This is a genomic window from Magnetospira sp. QH-2 (assembly GCF_000968135.1).
Lineage (GTDB): Bacteria > Pseudomonadota > Alphaproteobacteria > Rhodospirillales > Magnetospiraceae > Magnetospira.
In genome coordinates, this window is sequence record NZ_FO538765.1 from 2,481,109 (window position 1) to 2,497,722 (window position 16,614).

The window sequence follows — 16,614 nt, forward strand, 5'->3', positions numbered from 1 at the left end:
CCCTTGTATGGATACTCCAGGCTATGTGCGCGGATTCGCCTCTCGGGTCAACCGTTGGCACCTGTTGCGGCGGCGTGCGGACAGGTTTACCCTGGAACTTCATCAAAACTGCATAAACGGCGGAACGGCTTTTGGGCGACGAATCTGGAAAACTGGCACGGCCTCTTCTTCTGGCCGGGATCGGGGTGGTTCTGCTGGCCGTGGCCATCGGACTCAATGTCCTGTTGCTCAATCGCGAAGAGGCCGCCAAGACCACGCCGGAATCCGCTGGGCCGGTGATTCCTCCCCCTGCCGAATTGGCCGAGCCCGTGCCCCCGCCTTCCCCCGTCCAAAAAGCCGCTGACCAGCCCGGCCAGGACGCACCGGAATTCGATGTGGTGCGCATCAACCCCAAGGGCGATGCGGTGATGGCCGGCCGGGCCCAGCCGGGAGCCACGGTGGTGATCCGGGACCGGGACACCCTATTGGGCGAAGTGATTGCCGACGGGCGGGGAGAATGGGTGTTCCTGCCTGATCAGCCCCTGCCGCCGGGCAGTCGCGAACTCATTCTTGAATCCACCGCCCCCAATGGCACCAAGACCAGCTCCCGCAATGCCGTGGTCATGGTCGTCCCGGAGCCGGGCCACGATATCGCCGGACGGGAAGGCGAAAGCGGTCCGCTGGTGGTCCAGGTCCCGCGTGATGGTCAGGGCCCGTCGAAAGTCTTGCAGGCGCCCAGCAAGGGCGTCGAGGGACCGCGCGGACTGGCCATTGATTCCCTGGACTACAACGACCGGGGACAGCTCCATATCGGCGGCCGCGCCAAGCCGCGGGAAATTGTCCATCTTTACCTGGACAAGACCTTCCTCGGCCGCGCCATCAGCGATGGCAAAGGGCGCTGGACCCTGACTCCCGACCACATGATCGAGCCGGGAGTTTATAGCCTGCGCGCCGATGCGGTGGACGATGCAGGTAAAGTCCTGGCCCGCATTGCCACGCCGTTTTCCCATGCCGAACCGCTGGCCGCCGAACCGGGAGAGGCCTTTATCGTTGTTCAGCCCGGCCACAGCCTGTGGCGTCTGGCCCATAAGACCTATGGCAGTGGGTTCGACTTTACGGTTATCTTCGATGCCAACAAGGAACAGATCCGCAATCCGGACCTGATCTACCCCGGTCAGGTTTTTGCTTTGCCCGTTCCGCCACCTACTCGATAACGCCGATCCAATAACAAGGTACGCCTCTTTCCATGCTCAACGTGATTCTCGTTCCCATCCATCCCGCCGGATGGCCCTTTATCGGCATCTTCGCCGTTGCCACCGTGATTCTTGGCAGTATTGCCGAACCCCTGGGCTGGATCGGCTTGATCCTGACCGCTTGGTGCGCCTACTTCTTTCGCAACCCGGACCGGGTAACGCCACAGCGCGAAGGACTGGTGATCAGCCCCGCCGATGGGGTGGTGCAGAAGATCGACCGCGCGACGCCACCACCGGAATTGGAAATGGGCGACGCCGAACGGCCTCGGATTTGCGTGTTCATGAATGTGTTCAACGTGCATGTGAACCGAGCCCCCTTGGGCGGCAAGGTGATCAAACTGGCCTATCGCCCCGGCAAGTTCTTCAATGCCTCGCTGGACAAGGCCTCGGAATTCAATGAGCGCCAGTCGGTGCGGCTGGCCATCGCCGAGACCGGACACAGCACCCCGCGCGAGATCGCCTTCGTACAGATTGCCGGACTCGTGGCCCGCCGTATCAAATGCTTTGTCACCGAGGGTCAGGAGATCAAGACTGGAGAGCGCTTCGGACTGATCCGCTTCGGCAGCCGGGTCGACGTCTACCTGCCCGAAGGGATCGCGCCGCTGGTTGTGGAAGGCCAGACCACGCTGGCCGGTGAGACCGTCATCGCCGATCTGCATGGCACCGAAGGCAAACGCACGGGAGAGGTTCGCTAATGTTTCGTCCCAAACGGCGTCGCTTCAAGGGCTTGAACGTCAATACCCTGATCCCCAACATGATGACCCTGCTGGCGACTTGTGCCGGGTTGACCGCCATCCGCTGGGGCCTACAGGAAAAATGGGAGATTGCCCTGTTGGCCGTGTTGGCGGCGGCCATCCTCGACGCCCTCGACGGCCGCATTGCCCGCCTACTCAAAGGCACCAGTAAGTTTGGCGCCGAGTTGGATTCCCTGTCCGATTTCGTCGCTTTCGGGGTGACCCCGGCACTGCTGCTTTATCTGTGGGTATTGCAAGATGCCGGGCGCTTCGGCTGGATGATTACCTTGCTGTTTGCCCTGGCTTGCGGCCTGCGTCTGGCGCGCTTCAATGTCGCGGATCAGGAAGAGGATCCGCCTGCCTGGGCCTCGCACTTTTTCAGCGGCGTCCCCGCCCCGGCGGCGGCAGGACTGGTCCTGCTGCCCATGATGCTGGCGGTGCAGACCGATAGCGATTTCATGCGTCACCCCGTGCCCGTGACCATTATCATGCTGCTGGTGGCCGGACTCATGGTCAGCCCTCTTCCGACCTATTCGTTCAAAAAACTCAAGATCCCGCATCATGGGGTCATGCCCTTGATGCTGGTCTTCGGGGTCACCATGGCGGCGCTGATCACTGCCCCCTGGGTGACCCTGACCATCGTGCTGAGCCTCTATATGCTCTCCATGCCTTTCAGTGTTCGCACCTACCTTGCCATGAAGCGCGAGGCCGAGGCCCATCACCCGCCGGAAGATACCGGCGAGGACGACGCGCCCACCGGCGTGGGGGCCTGACGCCGCCGTTTATCCCGCCAGGCCTTCACATTGGCACGGACCATCAGGGCCGACGGAGTGACCACCAGGGTCAACAAGGTCGAAAATCCGAGCCCGAAGACAATGGCGGTAGCCAGTTGCGTCCACCACTGGGTGGCCGGAGCCCCGACGGTCACTTCGCGGGTCAGGAAGTCGATATTCAACCGAAACACCATGGGCATCAGTCCCAAGATGGTGGTGACGGTGGTCAAAAGCACCGGTCGCAGACGCTGAGCCCCGGTCCGCAAAATGGCGTCCCGTGCATTTCCGCTGACCTCCATCAGCCGGTCATGGGTATCGATCAGCACGATGTTGTTGTTGACCACGATCCCGGCCAAGGCGATGACCCCAATGCCGCTCATGACAATGCCAAAAGGCTGCCCCGTGACCAGCAGGCCGATAAATACACCGATGGTCGACATGATCACCGCACTCAGGATCAAGAAGGCGGAATAGAAGCTGTTAAACTGGGTCACCAAAATGATGGCCATGATGAACAGCGCCACCAGGAAGGCCCGGCCCAGAAACTCCTCGGCCTTGCGCTGTTCCTCGTCCTCGCCCTTGAAGACGATGTCGGCGCGAGGATCCACCGGAGCGGTCTTGAGCCATTCCCGGAGTTCCTTGACCTTCTCATCGGGCAGCACATCGGGCAGCACATCGGCCTTGACCGTCATCACCCTGTCGCCATCAATCCGGTTGACCGCGCCAACCTTGGGCTCTGGTTTGCGTTCGACGAAATTGCCCAGGGGCACCCCTCCAGCGTCGGTCATGATGCGCAGGTTGTCCAGTTCCTTGAGGGTACGGTATTTCTCCGGATAGCGGGCGCGGATGTCGATCTCGTCATCGCTATCGTCGGGACGGTAGTCCCCCAATTTGATACCGGTGGTCGCCAATTGCACTGCACTGCCGACCATCTGCACATTGATCCCGTACTTGGCGGCCTGGGCCCGATCGACACTCAACTCCCAATCGATGCCGGGCAACGGACGGCTGTCTTCGATCCCGGTGACGCCCTCGACGGTTTCCAGGTGCGCGCGCAGCAGATCAATGGTCGGGTCCAACACCTCGGCATCCGATGACGTGACCTGCATCTGGATGGGCTTGCCTACCGGCGGGCCTTCTTCCTGCTTGCGGGCGTCGATGATCACCCCGGCAAGGTCGGCGGTACGCTGTTTGATTTCCTCCAAGATCACGTCGGCCTTGCGGCGTTCGTCCCAGTCGGCAAATTCCAACAAGACGGTGCCAATGATATCCTCGGCCTCCTCGCTCTGACCGGATTGGCCGGTGCGGGCGTAAAAGGTCTCGATCTCGGTCATATCGAGAATGCGTGACTCCACCTGCCCCATGATCTCCTTTTGCTCCCAGATGGACAGGTTGCCACGCGCCCGGACTTGAACGATGGCCACCTCGGGCTCCACTTCCGGGAAGAATTCCACGCCCTTGCCGAAATTGGCATAGACCACCTGCACCCCGACCAGCAGCCCCAAGGCCAGCATCAACACCTTGGCCGGATGATTGAGCGCCAGGCCCAACAGGCGAAGGTAGGCCCCGGTAAAGCCGGGTATGGCATGGATATCACCGCTGTCCCCGGCGGCTAGATGCTTCATGGTTTCCGGATCGGCACTGCCCGGCTTTCCGATTTGCGAGCCCAGGGTGGGCACAAAGATCAACGCCATGAACAGCGACGCGGCCAGGGTGGCCAGCAGGGTAATGGGCAGGAACTTCATAAATTCCCCGACCACCCCGGGCCAGAAAACCAGCGGTAGAAAAGCGGCCAGGGTGGTCGCCGTGGAAGCGGTGATGGGCCAGGACATGCGCTTGGCCGCCAGAGCATAGGCCTGTCTGCGGTGAGTGCCATCGGACATCTTGCGGTCGGCGTATTCCGTCACCACGATGGCGCCGTCCACCAACATGCCAACGGCCAGAATGAGGCTGAACAGCACCACGATATTGATGGTCATGCCGAGGCTCCAAAGAACCAGAATTCCGGTCAAAAACGAGCCGGGAATGGCCACGCCCACCAAAGCCGCGGTACGCGGCCCGAGAGCCGCAATGACGACCACCATCACCAACACCACGGCAGCAATAACGTTGTTTTGCAGATCCTTGAGCATGTCGCGGATCTGTTCGGATTTATCCTGACTGAAAGAGATCTTGACCGCCTGTTGCAGCGGTGCCGGCCAGAGCTTTTGAGCCTCGGCCACGGCGGCGCGCACCGCCTCAATGGTCTCGATGATGTTCTGGCCGGTACGTTTCTTCACTTCCAAGGTCACGGCCAAGGCGCCATTGACCCGAGCAAACCCCGTGGGATCGACGAAAGTCCGGCGCACCTCCGCCACGTCCCGCACGGTGACGACGGAGTCTCCGCTAACGCCCAAAGGCATGTTGAGGATATCCGAGACATTCTCGAACAGGCCGGGCACCTTGATGGAAAAACGACCCTTGCCCGTATCCTGGGCACCGGCGGCGACCAACAAATTGCTTGCGGCAATGGCCGATACCGTCCCTCCCGTCGACAGGCCGTAGCCTTCGATTTTCACCGGATCAACGATCACTTCCACCAGTTCATCCCGGTCCCCGGCGATTTCCGCCTCCAGCACGCTGGAAATGCCTTCAATATCGTCTTGCAGTTCCCGCGCCAGCTTAAGCAGGGTTCGCTCTGGCACATCGCCAGCCAGGATGACAGCAATCACGGGAAACAGGCTGAAGTTGACCTCGTGAACGGAGGGTTCATCGCTATCCTCGGGCAATTCCGGCTTGGCCAGATCCACTTTCTGCCGCACGTCATCCAACGCCCTGTCGGCATCGAACCCGGCTTCGAATTCCAATACCACGTTGGCGCCGCCTTCATAGCCGGTGGAGCGCATCTCCTTGATGCCCTCAATGGAGCGGAGTTCCTGCTCCAACGGGCGCACTAGCAAGCGATCCGCATCTTCGGGAGAGATGCCGTCATGGGTGGTGCTCACATAGATAATCGGGATATTGATATCCGGATCCGCTTCCTTGGGAATGGTGGAATAGGCATAGGCCCCGGAAACCAGGATCAACACCAAGGTGCTGAGCACCGTCCGCGAATGATGAACGGCGGCATCGATCAACTTTTTCATGCTCCGTCTCCCACCCCCGTCTCAGGCACCGCCTCCACCGTCTGCCCGGCCTTGACGAATTCCTGGCCAACAATGATCAGTCGCACGCGGTCTGGCAGACCCGTGACCCACATGCCTTCCGGCGTATCATCAACGATCTTGACCGGATGGAATTGCACTTCTCCGTCATCATGGACACTGCGCAGGCCCAATTGTCCAGCATCGGACAAGGTCAGCAATGCCGGGGAAATCCGATGGGCCCGCACCTGTCCGGTCTCCAAGCTCAAACGGGCGGTCAAACCGGCCCGCAACTGACCATCGGGGTTGGGCACCTCCACTTCGAAGCGGAAAGTACGGGTGGACTCGTTGGCGGTGGAGGACAGATAGCTCAGCGCGCCTTGCACCATGCGCCCATCGGCCAGGGACGCCGTGGCAGACGTACCGAGAGATAGGGTCGCGGCCTGGGTCTCGGGGAGCTCACCGATAACCAGTATCGGATCCAGATCCACCAACACCGCCACCGGATCGCCAATGGCCAAATAGGTACCCAGCTCAACCGGTCGCTCTTCCACGATCCCGGCAAAGGGCGCCTTGATGCTCGTGCGCGCAATATCCAGGCGGGCCGTCGTTACCGCTGCCCGCGCGGCTTCCAGGCTGGCGCGGGCCTCGGCGACTTTGGTCTTAGAGCGGAAGCTCTTTTCCGCCAGTTCCTGTGCGGCTTCATGTTCCAAAAGGCGCTGATTGAGAAGGGCCTGGGCCTCGCCCAAACGGGAACGGCGATCATCCATGGCCAGCTTGATCAAGATTTCGTCCTGCTCCACCCACTCGCCTTTGTCGCGTTCAAGGCCTGCCACGCGCCCAGCGGTTTCCGCCTTCAGTTCCACCCGCCGCTCGGCTTCCGTGTGACCAAAAAGGGAAAGCGTTTGATGCCAATCCTGGGCCAGGCTTTCGCGCACCCGCACCTTGAACAATTCTGTTTCCGGTGCAACGGAGGCCTGTTCAACCGATCCCTCGCTCTCGGGTGTTGTGCCTTCATCGGCGCTCAACAGCCCAGACCCGATCCAGGCGACAACGCCCACGGCCAAGGCACCGGCAATCACAAAAGAACTCTTCATCGCTCTGTCTCCGCCGGGATGGAAATCAGGTCCCGGTTATTTTCCATATAGTCAATAACTGCCTTGTAGATCACCAAGCCCAAGCCATGGACAAAGCGGCGGCCCGGCGGGGCGCCATCCAGATTGGCGCCACAGGTCTCGGCTTCCATTTCGGCCACATAGGCCCGGTGGAGGCCCAGGTAGGAGTTGTAGACCTGCAATCGGCGCTCCTCGGACAGGAAATCCGCAAAGAACATCTGATAAAGCGCTTCGGAACGAAACTTGTCCGATGCCGGATCCTTATCCAGCGCCTTGACGAAATGGGCCCGCCCGTCTTCGGTCAGGGTATAGACCTTTTTATCCGGTTTTCCGTCCTGGGCATGCTCGGTAAAGGTCACCAGACCTTCGCCGGTCAACTTGGCAAGGGCCGGATAAATGGAACCGAGACTCACCTCGTGGAAGTAGGCAAAGGGCCCTTCCTCGAATTGCTTGCGAATCTCATAGCCACTGGCATCACCCAGAGTCAGGACTCCCAAACACAATACGCGCGCGTCCATTGACCGTTCCTCATATGATTAATCGTCATATGAGCATTCAATATATATCGATTTTTTATATGTCAAGCCGTCATATGTGACAATTGTCGCGCAGGTTTCCCCTCCGATAGTCATAGAGCAGAAAAATCAAGAGGAAGGTTAAGTCTTGGGCTTGGGCTTGGGCTTGACCTCGGCAGCCTGTTTGAGGCTGCGGGCACATTCGTCCAGAAGTTCCTCGGCTTTCACCGGGCGTCCGAACAGGAAACCCTGAGCCAAATCGCATCCCTGATCGGTGAGCAGATTTAACTGCTCCAAGGTCTCGACACCTTCGGCGATGATGGTGGCGCCCATGCTATGGCCCATGGCAACGATGGTTTCCACCAGGGTTGCATCCCCGGAATCAGAGGTCATCCCGGCAACAATGGATTTGTCGATTTTAAGGATATCCACTGCCAGCCTGCGCAGATGGCTGAGGGATGAATAGCCGGTCCCGAAGTCGTCGAGAGAAAACTGCACGCCCTTTTCTCGGATCTGTCGCAGGGTTTCCTCAATTTGGCTGGTATCGCCATTCATCAGTTCTTCGTTCAAGTCGAGGGATAACCAGGTCGGGTCCGCCCCTGTTTCATCCAGGATATCCAGCACCTTGCGGGCGAATCCGGGATCGTGGAACTGTCGGGCCGACAAGTTGACGGCGACCCGGAACGGCGGAAAATTGGTGGCACGCCAGGAAGCGATCTGCGTACAGGCGGCTCGGAGAGCCCACAAACCAATTTCGGAAATCATGCCGGTCTCTTCGGCCAAGGGAACAAACAAGGCCGGAGAAACCATGCCTCGTTCCGCATGCTCCCACCGCATCAAGGCTTCCACATGGGCTATTTCATTGCGCGTGAGATCGACAACGGGCTGATACCAAAGCGACAGGGAATCGTTTTCTATGGCTCCCCGCAGATCCCCTTCAAGAGTAATTCTCTCAAAGGCATCACTGTTCATTTCGGGAGTAAAGAATCGATAGGCGTTGCGACCGCTTTCCTTGGCCTGATACATGGCCGTGTCGGCGTTCATCAATAGATCGGTGACGGTGTCCCCGTCTTCGGGAAACACGGTCAGACCAATGCTGCCCGAAATGAAGACCTCGTTGCCGGCCACGGTAAAAGGTTCGGCCAATTCGCTGAGGATCTTGCGGGCAACGATCTCGGCGTTTCGGGCTTCGTCCACCTCGTCGACGATGATGGTGAACTCGTCCCCCCCCTGTCGGGCCACGGTATCACTGGCACGGGTGGCATCCACCAAACGGGCCGCCGCCAGCTTCAACAGTTCATCCCCGGCATGATGGCCCAATGTGTCGTTGACCCATTTGAAGCGGTCCAGGTCAATAAACATGACCACCACCTTCTTGTGGGTACGACGGGCACGGGTTATGGCCTCGGCCAGGCGATCAGAAAACAGCGTTCGGTTGGGCAAGTCGGTCAGGGCATCGAAGTTGGCCTGATGCCAAATGGTATCTTCGGCCCGCTTGCGCTCGGTAATGTCGCGCAACACGAAAACCGTATCCGTGCGGTGGCCGTCGGGATCCCGAACGGCACTAACCGAGACCCAGGCGTGGAAGGTACCTCGTTCCTTGTGCTCGCAAGTGACCTCGCCGGCCCAGCTTCCGCGCCCATCGACCTTGGCGTTGATTTCATTGAGCAAGGTCGGGCTGTTCATATCCTTGCGCATGAAGGATGGCTTTTGCCCCGCCAACTCATCCATGGAGTAGCCGGTCAGCTCCAAAAAGGCGGGATTGGCGGTGGAAACGCGGTCTTGCATATCGACCACCAAAATACCTTCGCTGGCCGCGTCGAAAACCGCCGCCGCCAGATGGAGCTTTGATTCTGCCTTCTTGCGCTCAATGGCATAGCGGATGGCCCGGCTCATCAAGACGCCGTCCCCTTGGCCTTTGACTAGATAGTCCTGAGCCCCCTTCTTCACTGCTTTGACGGCAAAAGATTCGTCATCGTTGCCGGTCAGCACCACCACCGGCAGATTGGGATTTAGCTCGAGAACATGGGCAATGCCATCCAGGCCGTCGCAATCGGGCAGACGGACGTCCAGCAAAACGATGTCGGTCACCCAAGTCACGTCGGCCAAGTGCGCCAATCCCTCGGCCAGGGTCCCGGCCATGCGCATCTGAAATGGAAATCCCACCTCGAGCAGCAACAATTCAACCAAGCGCGCATCCGCCTGATTATCCTCCACAAGCAGGATATTGATCGGGGGAGATGTGTTCATGAAGGGACCGTTTCGTCCCCGCCATCGCTGCGCAGCGGCAGAGCCGCCATACCGAACCAGAAATTCTCGAGGGTCTGCATCACGTCGAGGAAGGCATCAATGGATACCGGCTTGGTAACATAGCAATTGGCGTTCAGGGAATAGCTGGTAACGATATCCGCTTCGGAGGTCGATGTGGTCAGCACGATCACCGGAATACTGCGCAGCAAGGGATCGCCTTTGATTTCGCTGAGCACTTCCCGGCCATCCATACGCGGCATATTGAGATCAAGGAAGATCACATCCGGGAGAGATCCCTCCTCGCCCAGGCTTCCCTCGCGCAGAAACTCCATGGCTTCGACGCCATCGCGCACATGGGAAACGGAATGGGGGTAGGCCCCTTCCTTTAAAACTTCTTCTACCAGTCGGGCATCACCGAGGTTGTCCTCGACGAGCAGAATATGCACGTTCTTGGTCAGATTCCCTTGGGCTTCGCTCATCTCGAGTCTTCTATTCCACCTGGATGTTCGGAGATCATCTTACGGGTAGGAAAACGTCAACGCCAGTGTTTCAACATATTCCCGCACCGACTGTCCACGGATTTCCGCCAAATCGCTCACCATCACACCAACGCGGGTTGGACATCATCGCCTCCATGCCCTAATACCTGTGCACTTTCAATGGGTGGCCATATGATGAAGCAAAATCAGCAATGGGATGTGGTTGTCGTGGGGGCCGGTATCGCCGGGGCCTCCTTGGGCCACGCCTTGGCCCCATCACACCGAATCCTGGTCTTGGAGAGGGAAAGTCAGCCCGGCTATCACACCACCGGTCGATCCGCCGCCTTTTTCACCGAAACCTATGGCAACCGGGTTGTTCGCGCGCTCAACCGGGCGTCCCGATCTTTTTTTGACAATCCACCAGAGGGGTTCTCCGATATTCCCCTTTGGCGCCCGCGCCCGGTCTTGCAAGCGGGTCGCGCCGACCAAAGGGATAAGGTCGATACCCTGTTTCAGGATACCCACGGTCTGTCTCCTGAACTGACTTTGGTAGACTCCAACGAAATCGCGCGTCAGTTCCCTCCCATCAAACCCGGCTATGCCGAACGGGCCGTGCTCGACCCGATTGCCATGGAACTCGATGTTCATGCCATTCATCAAGGCTATCTGCGCAGCCTGAAACGTCACGGCGGCGAGGTGATCTGTGATGCCAACGTCACCCAGGCCACCTGGGAAAAGGGGATTTGGACCATCAAAAGTTCCGCAGGAACCTTTGAAGCACCGATCCTGGTCAATGCTGCTGGCGCCTGGGGGGATACGCTGGCCACCCTGGCCGGTGCAGCGCCGTCCGGCCTGACCCCGTTGCGCCGGACCATCGTGGTTTATGACCGGACTCCTCCGTCCGACGACCGTTGGGCGCTCTATATCGATATTGAGGAGTCGTTCTATATCAAGCCGGAATCCGGAGGCATCCTGGCCTCGCCCTGTGACGAGACCCCATCGCCCCCTTGCGACGCCCAACCGGAAGAACTGGACGTGGCCCGTGCCGTGGCCCGCGCCGAGGAAGCCACCGGGGTTCCCGTATCGCGTATTCGCCGCAAATGGGCTGGTCTTCGCACCTTTGCCCCGGACCGCTCGCCGGTGGTCGGTTTCGATCCCGATCAAAAAGGGTTCTTCTGGTTGGCCGGACAGGGCGGCTTCGGCATCATGACATCACCCGCTCTGGGCAAGGCTGCCGCGGCTTTGCTCCGCGGCGCCCCCCTCCCTGATGACATCGCCGCTTTGGGAGTCACGGCGGCTGATCTGGCCCCCGGACGCCCGGCCTTGGGACCTGCAATGGAAACGCCCCTTGGAGAATCCGGCCAGGGCCGTTAACATGACCGCCAAAGGGGATGATCCATGTTCTTAAACCTCCTGAGCGAGCAGCAGAAATCGTCTTTTCTGGCCATGGCCACCAAGGTCATTTTGGCCGACGGGATCATTAGTCCCGAGGAAGAAGCGGTCCTGGATCTGCGCATTGCGGAAATGGGCGGACACGTGCGGGCCCCTGCCGAGGAGATCTATGGGATTTCCAATACCGATATTTTTGATACCCGCCAAGCCCGCGTCATCGTATTGCTCGAACTCTACGTATTGGTCATGTCCGACAGCAAGTACGCCCCTCAGGAACAGGAGGTAATGGCGCCATTGGCTGATGCCTGGAGCATGAACGAGGATGAAATTGAAAGCTTGAAGAATTGGTCTGAAAAAGCCGCGCCACTGAGCGTTAGCGGCTGGACCATGGTTATGACCGGGACCATCCCTGAAGATCTTTGATATCACCCCAATGGGCCGCAAAACGATCGCGATCCTCGCGAATCTGAAAGCCGACCCTTTCCAATTCCACTTGGAAGCCCCCCAGGCACAGTCTGCCACACCAGACCTCCATGTCGGCCAATACCTCGGCAAAATAGGTATGCCCGGCCCGGCTGGCCAAATGATGAACCACATAGGGCCAGGGCTCCCGCCCTCTTTCACCCGTGCGCATCAACATGCCTGGTCTTCTCCAATCCCTAGATTACGTCGTGATCGTTTCCAATAGGCGCGCGCGTTTCCTACGGGTCCGATTGGAACCGACACGCGCTGGACAATTGGCGCATGACAGTTCAATGTCATCGGGTAAACTACATCGGTTGACAGGATTAGTCGAGGTTGCACCGAATGAGCCATCTTGAATGGGATAAGAATTGGGAAACCGGGCATCCCCTGATCGACTTTGATCACCGCACTTTGGTTGAACTGGCCAACCGACTGCGCGAGCTTTTGCACCAAGCGCCGGACCTTTCGGCCATTGATCATTTCATGGTGCGGCTCAGTGACCTGGTTCACAAGCACTTACCTCGGGAAGAGGAGATCCTCCGACTTTCCAATTTTCCGGATTTGCTCGAGCATATGAAGGAACATCAGATAATCGCTGACCGGTTCCGCCATGTTTCCGACATCTGGCATCGCGACCCGGATAATCTTATCCTGGATCACGTGCTGGCCTTCGTCGATGACTGGCTAGAGCTGCATACCCGGCACGAATTCGGCCCGCTTTCCGAACATCTGGCAACACAGACATAAAAAAGGGCGGGAATGATCCCGCCCTCATCGTTCTTGCCGTTGCCGCCTGGGCTTAGTTCTTTTCCTTATCGACCAGCTTGTTCTTGCCGATCCAGGGCATCATGCCGCGCAGGCGGGTGCCCACTTCCTCGATCTCGTGTTCGGCGTTGCGACGGCGGGTGGCCTTGAAGGAGGGCTGGCCCACCTTACACTCGGTCATCCAGTCGCGCACGAAACGGCCGGACTGGATATCGTCCAGCACGCGCTTCATCTCGGCCTTGGTATCCGGCGTCACGATCCGCGGGCCAGTCACATAGTCACCATACTCGGCAGTATTGGAGATGGAGTAGCGCATGTTGGCCATGCCGCCTTCATAGATCAAATCAACGATCAATTTGACCTCGTGCAGACACTCGAAATAGGCCATTTCCGGCGCGTAGCCGGCTTCCACCAAAGTTTCAAAGCCGTTGCGGATCAACTCGGTCAGGCCGCCACAGAGCACCACCTGTTCGCCGAACAGATCGGTCTCGCATTCCTCGCGGAAGCTGGTCTCGATGATGCCGGAACGCCCGCCGCCGATGGCCGAGGCATAGGACAAAGCCACTTCCATGGCGTTGCCGGAAGCGTCTTGCTCAACGGCCACCAGGCAAGGCACGCCGCCACCCTTGAGGTATTCGCCGCGCACCGTGTGGCCGGGGCCTTTCGGCGCGATCATGAACACATCGATGTCCTTGCGCGGCTCGATCAGGTTGAAATGGATATTCAAACCATGGGCGAAGACCAGCGCGGCACCGGACTTCATGTTGGCATGCAGGTCGTCCTTGTAGATATCGGCTTGCAACTCGTCCGGAGTCAGCATCATCACCACATCGGCCCAGGCGGCGGCTTCGGCCGGGGTCATGCAGGTCAAACCCTCGCCTTCCGCCTTGGCGCGGGACGAGGAATCGGCCCGTAGGCCAACCGCCAAATCGGTGACTCCCGAATCCTTCATGTTCAACAGGTGGGCATGGCCCTGGGAGCCATAGCCGATGACGGCGACTTTCTTGCCCTTGATCAGGTTCACGTCGGCGTCACGGTCGTAATAAACGCGCATGATATATTTCCTTCTGTTCAATGCCCGATTCCAAAGGCGCCGGGCGCCGACCTCCGTCGGCTTGGCTTTTTAATGGTCGACCGGCTGGTATGAACCGGCCCGCCTCGCCCTTCGACAAGCTCAGGGTGAGGCTGGATCGTTGGCTTGTATTCCTTCATGCTGAGCTTGTCGAAGCATGCCTTGATACAAGTCCCTAAGATATTCGCTGAAACCCCTTCCTCTTACATGGCCTCGGCGCCGCGAGCGATGGCGGCCACGCCTGTGCGTGACACATCCACCAGCCCCAGGGGCTGCATGAGGTCGATGAAGGCTTCGATCTTCGAGGTCTTGCCGACGATCTCGAATACGAACGACTCTTGGGTGCTGTCCACCGCCCGGGCACGGAAGATATCGGCGATGCGCAGGGCTTCCACGCGCTTCTCACCGCTGCCCGCCACCTTGACCAATGCCAGCTCCCGTTCCACCGAGTCCCCTTCCTCGGTCAGATCAATCACCGTGCGCACCGGCACCAGCCGTTCCAATTGCGCCTTGATCTGTTCGAGAATCATACGGGTGCCAGAGGTCACCACTGTGATCTTCGAAAGGCTTTCCTCGGCGTCCACTTCGGCCACGGTCAGGCTTTCGATGTTATAGCCACGACCGGAAAACAGGCCGATGACCCGGGCCAGAACCCCGGCCTCGTTGTCGACCAGGACGGACATGGTATGGAACTCGATGGCGTCGGAATGATAGTCGGTGGAATGCATCGTTCTTGCTCCTGAAGCGCCCCCCGTTGGGAACGCCGGAAAAATTCATTGCAGGGTCATATAGGATTTCGCGGGTCAGGCCAAGACCATGCCGTTACCGCCGTTGGCCAATTCCGCCTCTTCCTCGTCCTCTGGGCCCAGGATCATCTCGTGATGAGCCGCACCGGCGGGAATCATGGGGAAGACGTTCTCTTCCTTGGTCACCACCATGTCCAATAGCACCGGCCCCTCGGTTTCAAGCATCTGCTTGATGGCGCCATCCACCTCGTCGGGCTTGCTGGCGCGAATACCGGTCATGCCAAAGGCCTCGGCCAGGGCAACGAAGTCCGGCTGATGATCCATGTGGCTTTGGGAGTAGCGCTCGTCGTAGAACAGCTCCTGCCACTGCCGGACCATGCCCATGAAGCTGTTGTTGCACAGCAGGATCTTGACCGGCAGGTTGTGCTCGCGGATGGTCGCCAGCTCTTGCAGGTTCATCTGGAACGAACATTCCGACGTCACGCAGACCACCACCTTGTCCGGATGAGCAATCTGCACGCCCATGGCGGCGGGCAGGCCATAGCCCATGGTGCCCAGGCCACCCGAGGTCATCCAGCGGTTGGGCTTGTCGAACAGCATATATTGTGCGGCCCACATCTGATGCTGGCCCACGTCGGTGGTCACATAGGCATCCTGATCCTTGATGGCTTCATATAGGTGCTCAATGGCATGCTGGGGCTTCACGCCATCCTTGGCCTTTTCATAGGCCAAGCTCTGGCGGCTGCGCCACCCTTCGATTTCCTTCCACCAGTTCTTCAGGGCCTTGTCGGAGACCTTGTACTGCTTGGATTTCCAGATCTTGATCATGTCTTCGAGGATCAGGCCCGCGTCACCGATGATCGGAATATCCACCGCCACGTTCTTGTTGATGGAGGATGGGTCGATATCGATATGGACCTTTTTGGAATTGGGCGCGAAGGCATCGGTGCGACCGGTCACCCGATCATCGAAGCGAGCGCCGACGTTGATCATCAGATCACAATCATGCATGGCCATGTTGGCCTCGTAGGTGCCGTGCATGCCGCACATGCCCAGGAATTGCTTGTCGGTCCCCGGATAGGCGCCAAGCCCCATCAGGGTCAGGGTGCAAGGAATGCCGGTTTCCTGAACAAACTGTGTCAGCAACTGTGACGCCGCCGGACCGGCATTGACCACCCCGCCACCGGCATAGAACAGGGGCTTTTTGGCCTTCGACAGCAGCTTCAACGCTTCTTCGATGGCCTTCTTGTCGCCTTTGGTTTTGGGGTTGTAGCGTTTCATATGCACCTTGCTCGGCGACATGTAATCGCCCAGGCCGGTGATCACGTCCTTGGGGATATCGACCACGACCGGACCCGGGCGCCCATGGGCCGCCACATAGAAAGCCTCGTGCATGACCCGCGCCAGATCATCCACGTCGGTGACCAGATAGTTGTGCTTGGTGCACTGACGGGTGATGCCGGTGGTATCGGCTTCCTGGAACGCGTCATTGCCGATCAGCGCCGTGGGCACCTGACCGCAAAGGCAGACCAGAGGAACTGAATCCATCATGGCATCGGTCAGGCCAGTCACCGTGTTGGTAGCGCCGGGACCCGACGTCACCAGAGCGACACCGACTTTGCCGGTGGAACGGGCATAGCCCTCGGCGGCATGCATGGCGCCTTGCTCGTGGCGCGGCAGATAGTGGCGCAGGAAGTTCTGCTTATAGATCTCGTCGTAGATGGGCAGGGTCACACCGCCCGGATAGCCGAATACCACGTCCACGCCCTGATCCTTGAGGGCTTGTAAGACGATTGCTGCTCCGGTCATGGGCTGGCTGGACATAGCCTGCATCTCCTTCGTAAAACGATGATCAGTAAAAAGGTTCGGTATTCCCAGGCTGGGCCTTGCCTAATAGCCGTCCCATGCCAAGAGCGCGCACCCTAGTCCCTTCGCTGTTACCGGTCAACGGTAA

General features: G+C 59.2%; 15 protein-coding genes. 6 read left to right on the forward strand and 9 right to left on the reverse strand.

All coding sequences use genetic code 11. The features are described from left to right. The first annotated feature begins 131 nt into the window (after positions 1–131). Genes MGMAQ_RS11700 through pssA form a run of 3 tightly spaced genes read left to right on the forward strand, consistent with a single transcriptional unit; the run spans position 132 to position 2,739 of the window. Positions 132–1,193 (forward strand): LysM peptidoglycan-binding domain-containing protein, encoded by a 1,062-nt coding sequence (locus MGMAQ_RS11700; RefSeq protein WP_052716353.1) that lies wholly within the window; start codon positions 132–134, stop codon positions 1,191–1,193. Positions 1,194–1,225: 32 nt separating this feature from the next. After that, the gene (locus MGMAQ_RS11705; protein ID WP_046021676.1) at positions 1,226–1,927 is read left to right on the forward strand and encodes a phosphatidylserine decarboxylase; all 702 of its coding nucleotides are present in this window, start codon (positions 1,226–1,228) and stop codon (positions 1,925–1,927) included. Further along, positions 1,927–2,739 carry a CDP-diacylglycerol--serine O-phosphatidyltransferase gene (gene pssA, locus MGMAQ_RS11710; RefSeq protein ID WP_046021677.1) on the forward strand — a complete coding sequence of 271 codons (813 nt, stop codon included), beginning with the start codon at positions 1,927–1,929 and terminating at the stop codon, positions 2,737–2,739. The genes MGMAQ_RS11705 and pssA overlap by 1 nt, the downstream gene beginning before the upstream one ends. On the opposite strand, the gene MGMAQ_RS11715 is transcribed toward pssA, so the two are convergent. The 5 genes from MGMAQ_RS11715 to MGMAQ_RS11735 form a co-directional block, all read right to left on the reverse strand. Further along, positions 2,685–5,864, reverse strand: coding sequence for an efflux RND transporter permease subunit (locus MGMAQ_RS11715; protein WP_046021678.1), 3,180 nt, complete (start codon positions 5,862–5,864; stop codon positions 2,685–2,687). The two genes, pssA and MGMAQ_RS11715, sit on opposite strands and share 55 nt — an antisense overlap. Beyond that, positions 5,861–6,958, reverse strand: a complete 1,098-nt coding sequence (locus MGMAQ_RS11720) for an efflux RND transporter periplasmic adaptor subunit (RefSeq protein ID WP_046021679.1) — start codon at positions 6,956–6,958, stop codon at positions 5,861–5,863. The genes MGMAQ_RS11715 and MGMAQ_RS11720 overlap by 4 nt, the downstream gene beginning before the upstream one ends. After that, positions 6,955–7,494, reverse strand: coding sequence for a PadR family transcriptional regulator (locus MGMAQ_RS11725; RefSeq protein WP_046021680.1), 540 nt, complete (start codon positions 7,492–7,494; stop codon positions 6,955–6,957). The genes MGMAQ_RS11720 and MGMAQ_RS11725 overlap by 4 nt, the downstream gene beginning before the upstream one ends. A gap of 138 nt (positions 7,495–7,632) precedes the next feature. Beyond that, positions 7,633–9,741: a bifunctional diguanylate cyclase/phosphodiesterase gene (locus MGMAQ_RS11730; RefSeq protein ID WP_046021681.1), complete on the reverse strand. Its 2,109-nt coding sequence runs from the start codon at positions 9,739–9,741 to the stop codon at positions 7,633–7,635. Next, entirely contained in the window at positions 9,738–10,220 is a 483-nt protein-coding gene (locus MGMAQ_RS11735) for a response regulator (RefSeq protein WP_173427175.1), read from the reverse strand. The genes MGMAQ_RS11730 and MGMAQ_RS11735 overlap by 4 nt, the downstream gene beginning before the upstream one ends. Positions 10,221–10,412: 192 nt before the next feature. On the opposite strand from MGMAQ_RS11735, the gene MGMAQ_RS11740 reads away from it, so the two are divergent. Together MGMAQ_RS11740 and MGMAQ_RS11745 are read left to right on the forward strand one after the other, a co-directional pair. Next, positions 10,413–11,594 (forward strand): FAD-binding oxidoreductase, encoded by a 1,182-nt coding sequence (locus tag MGMAQ_RS11740; protein WP_252508626.1) that lies wholly within the window; start codon positions 10,413–10,415, stop codon positions 11,592–11,594. Positions 11,595–11,618: 24 nt separating this feature from the next. After that, positions 11,619–12,035, forward strand: a complete 417-nt coding sequence (locus MGMAQ_RS11745; protein ID WP_046021682.1) for a hypothetical protein — start codon at positions 11,619–11,621, stop codon at positions 12,033–12,035. Here the strand turns inward: MGMAQ_RS11745 and MGMAQ_RS11750 are convergent. Continuing rightward, positions 12,004–12,252 carry a hypothetical protein gene (locus tag MGMAQ_RS11750; RefSeq protein WP_046021683.1) on the reverse strand — a complete coding sequence of 83 codons (249 nt, stop codon included), beginning with the start codon at positions 12,250–12,252 and terminating at the stop codon, positions 12,004–12,006. The genes MGMAQ_RS11745 and MGMAQ_RS11750 overlap by 32 nt on opposite strands. Positions 12,253–12,419: 167 nt before the next feature. Here MGMAQ_RS11750 and MGMAQ_RS11755 point away from each other — a divergent pair, with 167 nt between their 5' ends. Beyond that, positions 12,420–12,824 (forward strand): bacteriohemerythrin, encoded by a 405-nt coding sequence (locus tag MGMAQ_RS11755; protein WP_046021684.1) that lies wholly within the window; start codon positions 12,420–12,422, stop codon positions 12,822–12,824. Positions 12,825–12,876: 52 nt separating this feature from the next. On the opposite strand, the gene ilvC is transcribed toward MGMAQ_RS11755, so the two are convergent. The 3 genes from ilvC to MGMAQ_RS11770 all read right to left on the reverse strand — a co-directional run bounded on the left by ilvC (position 12,877) and on the right by MGMAQ_RS11770 (position 16,484). Next, the gene (ilvC, locus tag MGMAQ_RS11760) at positions 12,877–13,896 is read right to left on the reverse strand and encodes a ketol-acid reductoisomerase (protein ID WP_046021685.1); all 1,020 of its coding nucleotides are present in this window, start codon (positions 13,894–13,896) and stop codon (positions 12,877–12,879) included. 221 nt (positions 13,897–14,117) lie between these two features. After that, positions 14,118–14,642 carry an acetolactate synthase small subunit gene (ilvN, locus tag MGMAQ_RS11765; RefSeq protein WP_046021686.1) on the reverse strand — a complete coding sequence of 175 codons (525 nt, stop codon included), beginning with the start codon at positions 14,640–14,642 and terminating at the stop codon, positions 14,118–14,120. A 75-nt stretch (positions 14,643–14,717) separates the two neighbouring features. Further along, positions 14,718–16,484, reverse strand: coding sequence for an acetolactate synthase 3 large subunit (locus MGMAQ_RS11770; protein WP_046021687.1), 1,767 nt, complete (start codon positions 16,482–16,484; stop codon positions 14,718–14,720). Positions 16,485–16,614 lie beyond the last annotated feature (130 nt).

Bases quoted from the DNA above. Each gene is read 5' to 3' on its own strand.
- MGMAQ_RS11740 (WP_252508626.1), top strand. From the start codon at position 10,413: ATGATGAAGCAAAATCAGCAATGGGATGTGGTTGTCGTGGGGGCCGGT.
- MGMAQ_RS11745 (WP_046021682.1), top strand. From the start codon at position 11,619: ATGTTCTTAAACCTCCTGAGCGAGCAGCAGAAATCGTCTTTTCTGGCC.
- pssA (WP_046021677.1), top strand. From the start codon at position 1,927: ATGTTTCGTCCCAAACGGCGTCGCTTCAAGGGCTTGAACGTCAATACC.
- MGMAQ_RS11720 (WP_046021679.1), bottom strand. From the start codon at position 6,958: ATGAAGAGTTCTTTTGTGATTGCCGGTGCCTTGGCCGTGGGCGTTGTC.
- ilvC (WP_046021685.1), bottom strand. From the start codon at position 13,896: ATGCGCGTTTATTACGACCGTGACGCCGACGTGAACCTGATCAAGGGC.
- MGMAQ_RS11730 (WP_046021681.1), bottom strand. From the start codon at position 9,741: ATGAACACATCTCCCCCGATCAATATCCTGCTTGTGGAGGATAATCAG.
- MGMAQ_RS11725 (WP_046021680.1), bottom strand. From the start codon at position 7,494: ATGGACGCGCGCGTATTGTGTTTGGGAGTCCTGACTCTGGGTGATGCC.
- ilvN (WP_046021686.1), bottom strand. From the start codon at position 14,642: ATGCATTCCACCGACTATCATTCCGACGCCATCGAGTTCCATACCATG.
- MGMAQ_RS11755 (WP_046021684.1), top strand. From the start codon at position 12,420: ATGAGCCATCTTGAATGGGATAAGAATTGGGAAACCGGGCATCCCCTG.
- MGMAQ_RS11715 (WP_046021678.1), bottom strand. From the start codon at position 5,864: ATGAAAAAGTTGATCGATGCCGCCGTTCATCATTCGCGGACGGTGCTC.
- MGMAQ_RS11735 (WP_173427175.1), bottom strand. From the start codon at position 10,220: ATGAGCGAAGCCCAAGGGAATCTGACCAAGAACGTGCATATTCTGCTC.
- MGMAQ_RS11770 (WP_046021687.1), bottom strand. From the start codon at position 16,484: ATGTCCAGCCAGCCCATGACCGGAGCAGCAATCGTCTTACAAGCCCTC.
- MGMAQ_RS11750 (WP_046021683.1), bottom strand. From the start codon at position 12,252: ATGTTGATGCGCACGGGTGAAAGAGGGCGGGAGCCCTGGCCCTATGTG.
- MGMAQ_RS11705 (WP_046021676.1), top strand. From the start codon at position 1,226: ATGCTCAACGTGATTCTCGTTCCCATCCATCCCGCCGGATGGCCCTTT.